Annotated in this window: 1 protein-coding gene; it reads right to left on the reverse strand. The window is 74.1% G+C overall.

Annotation, left to right across the window (positions count from 1 at the left end; genetic code table 11):
* Positions 1-978, reverse strand: a 978-nt coding sequence (locus ETD86_RS54475) for a S8 family serine peptidase (RefSeq protein ID WP_138674403.1), incomplete at its 3' end; no start/stop codon positions are given.
* Positions 979-1,027: the final 49 nt, after the last annotated feature.

The raw sequence follows: 1,027 nt of genomic DNA on the forward strand, positions 1-1,027 counted from the left end.
CAGCCGGTCCGCCGCGCGCAGGGCCAGCAGCGCGTTGGCCACCCCGTGCCCGTAGGCGCGGCTGTAGCCGGCCGTCGGCCGTTTCAGCACGCCGAGTTCTATGGCCGTGCGGACGTGGTAGGGGGATATGTCGGGATGGGCGGATTTGATCAGGGCCGCGATGCCCGCCACCATGGCCGCCGCCGCGCTGGTGCCGTCGCCGACCACGTACGAGTCGCGGCCGTCGGCCGTGACGATCTCCGTGCCCGGCGCCACCACGGACAGGTAGTCCTGCCGGTTGGAGAACCGCGCGACCTTCAGCCGCCGGTCCACCGCCCCTACGGCGATCACCCCGGGATAGGCGGCGGGGAAGTTCTTCCTGTTGGCGGTCTCGCCGTCGTTGCCCGACGAGGCCACCAGCACCGCGCCCTTGCCGATCGCGTACCTGACGGCCTCCTCCTCGTCCGCCGACCCCTCCCACACGCCGCTCCCGCCACCCAGCGACATGCTGATGACGTCGGCGCCGCGGTCGGCCGCGTAGCGGATGCCTTTGGCCAGCGCGTGCCGTCCGCGGGAGGAGCGCTTGCGGCGCAGCGGGTCGCCGTTCTCCAGCGTGACCCTGATGGACAGCACCTCGGCGGCGGGGGCCACGCCGACGATGCCGTCCTCGTGCTCCTCGCCGTGCCCGCGACCGGCGATCAGGCTGGCCATGGCGGTCCCGTGCCGGCCCCAGAGTCCCGAACTGCGCCCAGCGCCGGTCAGGTCGGGTCCCTGGGTCACGGCGCCCTCCAGGTCGGGGTGGCGGCCGTTGACGCCGGTGTCGAGCACCGCGACCAGCACGCCCGCGCCCTTGCTCGCCCGCCAGGCCTCGGGCAGGCGCAGCGTGTCCAGCTGCCACTGCCCGGCCCGCGCGGCCTCGCCCATGTCGTCGGAGGCGCTCGGCGCGGCGATCCCGACCATGAGCGCGGCGAGCAGGACGGAGACGATGAGTCTGCTCATCGGGTCACTGCCAGGGCGGGCGGGCCGGGCAGGGGTGGGAGAGTGGACA

This window comes from Nonomuraea turkmeniaca (genome assembly GCF_005889735.1).
Lineage (GTDB): Bacteria > Actinomycetota > Actinomycetes > Streptosporangiales > Streptosporangiaceae > Nonomuraea > Nonomuraea turkmeniaca.